The organism is Micromonospora sp. KC606 (genome assembly GCF_004348675.1).
GTDB lineage: Bacteria > Actinomycetota > Actinomycetes > Mycobacteriales > Micromonosporaceae > Micromonospora.
The window spans coordinates 1-2,262 of the sequence record NZ_SMKN01000382.1 but is presented as its reverse complement, the minus strand read 5'-3'; the positions used below and the strand labels follow the sequence as shown (position 1 = coordinate 2,262).

General features: G+C 73.2%; 2 protein-coding genes. One reads left to right on the top strand and one right to left on the bottom strand.

Going from position 1 to position 2,262, the window contains the following annotated elements:
* Positions 1-413: 413 nt before the first annotated feature.
* Entirely contained in the window at positions 414-1,856 is a 1,443-nt protein-coding gene (gndA, locus tag E1193_RS31185) for an NADP-dependent phosphogluconate dehydrogenase (RefSeq protein ID WP_132186704.1), read from the top strand.
* A 166-nt stretch (positions 1,857-2,022) separates the two neighbouring features.
* Here gndA and E1193_RS31180 read toward each other — a convergent pair.
* A partial coding sequence (locus E1193_RS31180) for a hypothetical protein (RefSeq protein ID WP_243707983.1) occupies positions 2,023-2,262 on the bottom strand: 240 nt, incomplete at its 5' end.

Here is a 2,262-nt window from a genome sequence, read left to right as displayed (position 1 = left end):
CAGTGAACTCCACCGGCGAAGGGTGGCAGCGCGGACGCCCGGAACTCAGGGACCCGCGACGACGACAGCGGGTCGAGCTCTGGAAGAGGGGGCGTCAGATGCGCATGCCCGCACAGTAACGGTGGCCGGCGGTGGGCGCACCCGATTTACCGGGCGGACACCGTGGGAAAAGTCCACCAGACGGGAACGCTCGGTGGCCGTGCCCCACCCGCAGCCCTGCGGGCCCACCATGAGACGCGTCGGCCCGACATCCACAACCGCAGGTCAACAGTGGTGCGTGCCCTGTGGGTCGGCGTCACTGCGCGGCGACGACGCGCGGCGTGTTGATCACCCAGCGTCGACGTCCGCTCCCCGGGCGAGGTCAGGCAGGATACGGTCGCAGCACCAGGCACGTACGAGAAGGGCGGACATAGATGGCGCAGCAGGCGACGGCGCAGATCGGGGTGACCGGGCTGGCGGTGATGGGCCGCAACCTGGCCCGGAACCTGGCCCGCAACGGCTTCACCGTGGCGGTGCACAACCGCTCCCCGGAGCGCACCCGCAGTCTGGTGGCCGAGCACGGCGACGAGGGCGCCTTCGTGCCGTCGGAGTCCCTCGCGGACTTCGTCGCCTCGCTGGAACGGCCCCGTGCGGTGATCGTCATGGTCAAGGCCGGCGCCCCCACCGACGCGGTCATCGACGAACTGGTCCCGCTGCTGGAGGAGGGGGACATCGTCGTCGACGCCGGCAACGCGCACTTCGCCGACACCCGCCGGCGCGAGGAGACGCTGCGCCAGCACGGCCTGCACTTCGTCGGCACGGGCGTCTCCGGCGGCGAGGAGGGCGCGCTGCTCGGCCCGAGCATCATGCCCGGCGGTTCTCCCGAGTCGTACGCGAAGCTCGGGCCGATGTTCGAGAAGATCGCCGCGCAGGTGGACGGCACGCCGTGCTGCCGGCACATCGGCCCGGACGGCGCCGGCCACTTCGTGAAGATGGTCCACAACGGCATCGAGTACGCCGACATGCAGCTCATCGCCGAGGCGTACGACCTGCTGCGGGCCGGGCTGTCGGCGACCCCGGCGGAGATCGCGGAGATCTTCCGGGAGTGGAACGCCGGCGAGCTGGGGTCGTTCCTCATCGAGATCACCGCCGACGTGCTGGCGCACACCGACGCGACGACCGGCCGCGCGTTCGTCGACATCGTGCTCGACCAGGCGGAGCAGAAGGGCACCGGCCGCTGGACGGTGCAGAGCGCGCTGGACCTCGGCATCCCGATCACCGGGATCGCCGAGGCGACGTTCGCCCGGTCGCTGTCCGGCCACGCCGGCCAGCGCGAGGCCGCCCGGCGCGCCTTCGCCGGCGCCGGCGAGAAGTGGCAGGTCGACGACCGGGAGACCTTCGTCGAGGACGTGCGGCGCGCGCTGCTGGCCAGCAAGATCGTGGCGTACGCGCAGGGCTTCGACCACATCCGCGCCGGCAGCCGCGAGTACGACTGGAACATCGACCTGGGCGGCACCGCCACCATCTGGCGGGGCGGCTGCATCATCCGGGCCCGCTTCCTGGACCGCATCCGCGAGGCGTACGACGAGCAGCCGGAGCTGCCGACGCTGCTGGTGGCGCCGTACTTCGCCGACGCGGTCGGCGACGGAGTGCCGAGCTGGCGGCGGGTGGTCGCCGACGCGGCCCGGGCCGGGGTGCCCACCCCGGCGTTCTCCTCGTCGTTGGCGTACTTCGACGCGCTGCGCGCGGAGCGGCTGCCGGCGGCGCTGATCCAGGGCCTGCGGGACAACTTCGGCGCCCACACCTACCGCCGGGTCGACCGGGAGGGCTCGTTCCACACGCTCTGGGCCGGCGACCGTTCCGAACTGGCGGACTGACGCCCCGTCCGGTCCACGCGCCCCGCCCGGTCCGGGTGGGGTGCGATGGGCCAGGCGATTTGCGGCATGTCGCGCCATCCCGTCCTCGGGACGCGCGACATGCCGCACTCTGTGACGGGGGGCATCGCGGGTCCCCCGGGCGGGCACCGACGCCGTCGCGGTGGGCTCACCAGGCCCGCTGTGCCTCCTCCGGCGGGGTCGGCACCCAGCCGGTGGCCGGCTCGCCGGTGGCCAGTTCGGCGATCTCGCCGGAGCGCACCTCCGGGCTGTGCCCCTGCTCGGCGCAGTAGCGCTCGGCGACCCCGGCGCACACGTCGGCGACCCGTTCCCGCTGCGCGGCGTCGACCAGCTCCGCGTCGGCCAGCGCGGCGGTCATCTCGTACCGCAGATCCCGCATCCCCACCCC

What these genes read in the sequence shown, in the direction of transcription:
- gndA (WP_132186704.1), top strand. Translation starts at nt 414, where the DNA reads ATGGCGCAGCAGGCGACGGCGCAGATCGGGGTGACCGGGCTGGCGGTG.